The 5,518-nt window shown below is 58.5% G+C and carries 5 protein-coding genes and 1 pseudogene; 2 read left to right on the plus strand and 4 right to left on the minus strand.

Translation table 11 applies throughout. The features are described from left to right. Window positions 1-26: 26 nt before the first annotated feature. Window positions 27-1,163 (plus strand): sensor histidine kinase, encoded by a 1,137-nt coding sequence (locus IRZ24_RS16180; RefSeq protein ID WP_297166314.1) that lies wholly within the window; start codon window positions 27-29, stop codon window positions 1,161-1,163. Beyond that, a complete protein-coding gene (locus IRZ24_RS16185) occupies window positions 1,160-1,834 on the plus strand; it encodes a response regulator transcription factor (protein WP_297166318.1) in 675 nt (224 codons plus the stop codon). The genes IRZ24_RS16180 and IRZ24_RS16185 overlap by 4 nt, the downstream gene beginning before the upstream one ends. A gap of 105 nt (window positions 1,835-1,939) precedes the next feature. On the opposite strand, the gene IRZ24_RS16190 is transcribed toward IRZ24_RS16185, so the two are convergent. From IRZ24_RS16190 to IRZ24_RS16200, 4 genes and pseudogenes are all read right to left on the minus strand, one after another. Beyond that, entirely contained in the window at window positions 1,940-2,287 is a 348-nt protein-coding gene (locus IRZ24_RS16190; RefSeq protein ID WP_297166321.1) for a hypothetical protein, read from the minus strand. A 271-nt stretch (window positions 2,288-2,558) separates the two neighbouring features. Next, window positions 2,559-4,343, minus strand: a complete 1,785-nt coding sequence (locus IRZ24_RS16195) for a hypothetical protein (RefSeq protein WP_297166324.1) — start codon at window positions 4,341-4,343, stop codon at window positions 2,559-2,561. Between the two features lie 99 nt (window positions 4,344-4,442). Continuing rightward, a pseudogene (locus IRZ24_RS19880) lies at window positions 4,443-4,514 on the minus strand (zinc-ribbon domain-containing protein); the annotation flags it as partial. Window positions 4,515-4,648: 134 nt separating this feature from the next. Further along, a partial coding sequence (locus IRZ24_RS16200; protein ID WP_297166328.1) for an FAD-dependent oxidoreductase occupies window positions 4,649-5,518 on the minus strand: 870 nt, incomplete at its 5' end.

A 5,518-nucleotide genomic window follows, 5' to 3' on the forward strand; every position in this document is an offset into this window, starting at 1 on the left:
GCCAAGTGTAGAGAGGTTCGAGAGCTATGGAGCGCAAAACAACTCAGGCCGGGTCGGGGGTACAGAGCTGGCCACGGCTGCTGAGACCCCTGCTCAGCCTGCCCATCTTCTATAAAGTTCTGATTGCTAATAGCTTAATCATCTTTGTTGGTGCCACCGGCGGTACCTGGCTGGCCTCCCACTTGAATGATAGCCGGCAAGGGCTGGCAACTCCCACCTCGCTGATCATTTTTATCACGGTGGGTTGGCTGGTGAGTGTAGCCCTGAATTTCCTGCTGCTGCAGATTGCTTTTCGGCCTCTCATGGATCTCGGTAAGGTCATGAGCCGAGTCCAGAAGGGTGAGCGTTCTCTACGCGCGCCTCTGACCGGGCTTGATCCCCAAGCTGACCAGCTCGCCGCTACCTTCAATGTGATGCTTGAGGCTATTGACGAGGCTTCGCGCCTGCGTTCAACCCAGATTATCAACGCCCAGGAGCAGGAGCGCAAGCGCATTGCTCGCGAGTTGCATGATGAAACCAGCCAGATGCTCACCTCGTTGCTGATCAGCTTGGCGATCCTCGAGAAGTCGGTGACCAGCCCCGAGGCCCGTGAGCGCATTGCCGATACGCGCAATCTGGCTCATCAAACGTTGCGCGCTATCCGTAATCTGAGTATTGATTTACGCCCCAGCGCCCTGGACGACCTGGGATTGCTGCCAGCGCTACGTTGGTATATTAAAGAATATCAACAGAAGTGCTCGATCGAGGTAGAGTTCTCAGCCACAGGTTTTAAGGGTCGGCTACCCGCCGAGATGGAGACGGTGCTCTACCGCATTGTACAGGAGGCGCTGACCAATACCGCCCGTCATGCCAATGCGACGAAGGTCTCCATTGTCTTGCGAGAGGAGGAAGGAGCTGTCTACGCCACGATCAGCGATAATGGCTGCGGTTTCGATGTCGAGGCCCTTATGAAGACGCCGGGCCAGGAGCGTGGCCTGGGTCTGGCTGGCATGCAGGAACGGGCCGTTCTGCTTGATGGCACCCTGGAAATCAAGTCGCGCCCTGGCGAGGGAACCACGATTGAGGTGCGCCTGCCCTTGCGCCAGAGCGATGCTGAGTCCGCCACATACAGAGAGTTGACGCCTTCGGAGAAGCAACCGCGTGGAGGTCCGGTGAAGGTATGACTACGACAACAAAAGCCTCACAAAAGATTCGTATTCTCCTGGCCGATGACCACACGATTCTGCGCGCCGGCCTGAAGATGATGCTTAACGCTCAGCCCGACATGGAAGTGGTTGGCGAAGCGCAGGATGGCCGCCAGGCCCTCCAGGAAGCGCTTCGCCTCCAGCCTGATATCGTGCTGATGGATATCACCATGCCTGATATGAGCGGAATCGAGGCCACGCGGCAAATCAAAAAGCAGGTCCCCGAGACCAAGGTCCTCATTCTAACAATGCACGAGAACGATGAGTATATCTTTCAGGCCCTGCGTGCAGGGGCCTCTGGCTACATGCTCAAGGAGGCCGCCGATACTGACCTGATCTCTGCACTGCATGTTATTCAGAATGGCCAGGTCTATCTTTCGCCGGTGGCCCAATCGGTCATGGTGGGCGACTATCTTCAGCGTGTGCGCGCCGGTGAGGAGAAGGATAGCTATGAGAGTCTCACTGAGCGAGAGCGGGAGATTCTGAAGCTGGTGGCTGAGGGCTATACCAATACTAAGATCGCCGAACGCCTGGTCATTAGCCCCAAGACCGTCGACACACACCGCACCCACATTATGGACAAATTGAATCTACATAGCCGCGCCGAGCTGGTCAAGTATGCAATGCGGCGCGGCTTGCTGGAAGACTAGCTGTGCGGCGTGTCAATCCCGCCTGCCCAGCGCGCTCTGCCGGCTTGACTTCCGCGTGAGCCTCTCTTCGCGGGCAGCGGCGAGGATGAGACAGAAGCCACGACATTATACCTCATCCTCATCGCTGAGGTCGGCTCCTCGCTCACCCTCCCCGGCGAAATACTCATCGCTGTAGAAGCCGACATCCCTGCCGACGTAGACGCTCACCAGAAAGTCGTCGCGCGGCATGTCTGCTGAAAGGACCAGGTCTTCGTCAATTTGCTCGATCAGTTTGGTCAGCTCAGCCTCCTCCAGCTCGCGTTCCAGGATCAGGGTACCGTGCACCGCCGTGGTTGTGAAATGGATGTCAATGGTACCAAGGCGCGTGCTGTTCTGCAGGCTATTACCCTGCATAATGTAATAGCCTTCTGAGTAGGGTGTGCGGAAGTGTCGTTCGAAGCGAATGTCTTCCATAAGCCTGCCAGGTCTGCGCGGCGGCTGGGCTCTACCGCCACGCCCTCCTTTCTGATCACCAGATCTACGCCACACTGTCCGTCGATCGTGAAGCATGGGGAGCTATCAGCTATCCCATCTCTCGATGCAGGGCATACTCCCGGGGGGGGAATAGGCCTGCACCGGATATCGCGCACATTATAACATAGTTCCGTCGCGATAGGGGATAGACAGATCACTTCTTCCACGAGAAGCCAGCCTCCCCAGTTTCGCCGGTCTCGCCCGTCTACGCTTAGCTCAGAAAGCGGAAGGAAGCTCGCACCGGCCCAAAGACCTGCTTCTCTTCATCTGTGTAGATCTTTTGATACGCAAGCTGCATAAATGTGTAGAGATGGCCTGCATGAGTTGTAGCCAGCAGGGTTTCTGTATAACTGGCACCCGCGATCGTCACTGTTCCCCGTAGCTGCTGCCAGCTTGCCCCCCCGAAGGTGAGAGGGGTTCCCGGCTTGGCGTTTGTCAGACCTACCTGGCCGGCCTCCTTCTGGAGATAATGGCTTAGATCTTGCTCCTCTGCCGGCGCTACCACAATGACCAACTGTCCAGTGTGCGTGCTATCGCTAAAGGCCACCTTCCCTTTCTGATAATCCACCTGATAGCTCCACCCTTGCGGGTAGGAGAGTGCTATTCCGAGACGCTGATCGCTAAACGGACGGAGAGGCTGAGTAATGAGCGGGACCGCAAAAGGCTGGTAAACGACTACCCAGGCGGTCAGACCGCCGCTGATGAGTAGCAAAGCCAGGACCAAAGCCACGACGGCCAGCGGTCGCCTGCGCCGCCGTGGAGTGCCTGAAGCATCCTCGAGAGGAGTTGAACGGGGTGTAGCTGACGCAGCGAGCTTCTCCACTTGGGGCAGGGCCGCCGTCTCCTCGGCCTCCCACTGACGAAGAGAGGAAACGGCCCTCTGCGGTGTTCGCTCTGCCTCGCCAGCACTCCAGCCTGGAGCCTCCAGCGTTTTGAAGGACGGCGCGCCCGCCCCGACCCCTGTGGCTGACCCAGTAAAGAGAGGGGTCTCGCGTATTCCAGATAAGGAGGAAGACGACCAGCCCGAAGGTGTGATAGGGGAAGCTGGGAGAGGTGTAACAGGCTGAGCACGCCGCAAGCCAGCATCCACCGCCGAGGCCGACGAGGCCGCGGCAGGCGTTTGAGCCGCGAGCCGCATAGTATCCAGTTCCTCAATGCCACTGGAGCCAGCCAGAGCATTTTTCTGCTCAGCTTCAGTCATCCCCGCCTCTTTGCCTAGGCCACGTCTCTGCCACTGGGGAGGACGCGGCGTCGAGGCTCGCTCGATAACCAGTCCTGGCCCAGGGCTGGCCTTGAGCGGCATAGTGGGAAGATCGTCGACAGCCTGCTGATGCTGATCATACTGCTGACCAGTGCCTGGGTTCTCTGTGGCCATCTGCGCCGCAGGCCTCGGCTCGGCTTCGCGCTCCAAGACAAGCCCCTGCCCAGATTCGCTTTTGTACGGGGAAGAAGCCAAGATCTGCTCAGCCCGGGGTCGCCCTTCCGGCAGAGCAGCCGCCCCGGGCAGTTGCTGCGTCTCAGCCTCACTGGTGACCTCTGGCTGAGGCATAATCAAGGTCTCATTCTCTTCCCAAACGCGCACATGCAACTCACGGGGGGAGAGCACACGGGCAGAGCGCGTCCCCCCTTCTGAAGAAGCCATTGAGCCAGCCTCTTCACCTTGAGCTGACTCGGAACGCGTCGCAGGTACCGCCGAGGTCGGAGCATCCGCCAGCCAGGCCCGACGCCAAGCCTCCGCTACCGCTGCAGTCTCTGACTGGCTCTCTAGAGCACTTGACTCCTGTTCTTCTGAGCGAGAGTCGGCTTGAGGCAGAGAAAGCGAGGGCTGAGCTTCATTTGAGTCTGAGGCATCGGCCTGAAAAGCACTCGCCGTTTCCCGAGGCAGGTCGGGAAAGCGCTCAAGCGAGTCACGCCGTGGTGCCCTCCAGCGGCGATTGGCCACCTCGCGATCCAACTGATCCAGCCAGGGCGGCGGCACATTGCCAGGAGCTGGCACCTTGCTGCCTGGCTCCTGGGCTGGCAGGGAACCCTCTGAGGGCAACCCCCCGCTAGCAGCAGTGGAAGGAGCAGAGTGCTTTGTTGGAGGCAGAAACCTCCCACAATTATTGCAGAAGCGTGCATTTTCTCTGGGCAAAGCTTTGCCACAATGCGGACAGAAAACGGCCACGAACTCCCTCCTGCATATGCTCGCTCCGGCGCGTAATCACGACCTGCCTGAGTTGGCGAGTCTGACAGCACTTGATGGTACCTACGGTACCCCACCGGCTCCGTTTCGTCAAGCGCGATAGCCCAAAAGGAGCGTTATTTCAGGGTCAAGACAGCCTCGCGCTCAGCAGGACTGGCCAGCACCTGCTGATTTCTGATCAGCTCGACAAGCTTTTTGCGTCCTTTGGGACTGCCTATCATCACCGCCCCAACGAGCTTGTTGTCACGCAAAAACAGCTTGCGGTAGTTCTCATGGCCCTTTTCGCCCGGCTCACGCAGCGAGACACTTTCTAGCTCGGGATTGTTTGACTCAGCGGTGCCAATAACAGCAATATTGACGTCAAAGAGCGGGCTAGTATAGGTGGGAACATCAACATATGGCTCATGGCCACCCGCCATGTTGATGCCAGCAATGCGACCATGCGCCAAGGCATTATCCCAGGTCCCCATCGTATGGTGACGGCCAATCGTCGGATCATAAAACTCGGCAACGTCGCCGGCAGCATAAACGTGCGGCACATTCGTCTCCAGGTACTCGTTCACTACCACCCCTGTGCGTACCTCAACAGGCGTGCCTTTGAGGAAAGAGGTGTTAAGGGTAATGCCAAGCCCCACCCCAATGATGTCTGCCTGGATCTCACGCCCCTGTTTCGTCTTGACATAGGCCGGCACGCCATCCCGCGCGACCACCTCACTAATCTCGTCACCGTGAATGACATTGACACCAAAACGCCGGGCGATGGCGTCAACAATCTCCCCCCCCTCGGGATCAAGGCAGTTGCGTAGCCAGTACGGCCCACGCATGAGCCAGGTTGTCTCCAGCTTGCGCATGGCAAAGCCGTCACATAGCTCGTAGGAGATGAAACTGCCACCGTAGGCCAGAGCCGTGCGCGATTCGAGAATGCGCGCTATAATAGTCCTGTCTCGTATACACCTCTCCGCGCCCCCGCGACACACGCTAATGTG

It is taken from the genome of Thermogemmatispora sp., from assembly GCF_019683755.1.
GTDB lineage: Bacteria > Chloroflexota > Ktedonobacteria > Ktedonobacterales > Ktedonobacteraceae > Thermogemmatispora.

Bases quoted from the DNA above. Each gene is read 5' to 3' on its own strand.
- IRZ24_RS16180 (WP_297166314.1), top strand. From the start codon at position 27: ATGGAGCGCAAAACAACTCAGGCCGGGTCGGGGGTACAGAGCTGGCCA.
- IRZ24_RS16185 (WP_297166318.1), top strand. From the start codon at position 1,160: ATGACTACGACAACAAAAGCCTCACAAAAGATTCGTATTCTCCTGGCC.
- IRZ24_RS16190 (WP_297166321.1), bottom strand. From the start codon at position 2,287: ATGGAAGACATTCGCTTCGAACGACACTTCCGCACACCCTACTCAGAA.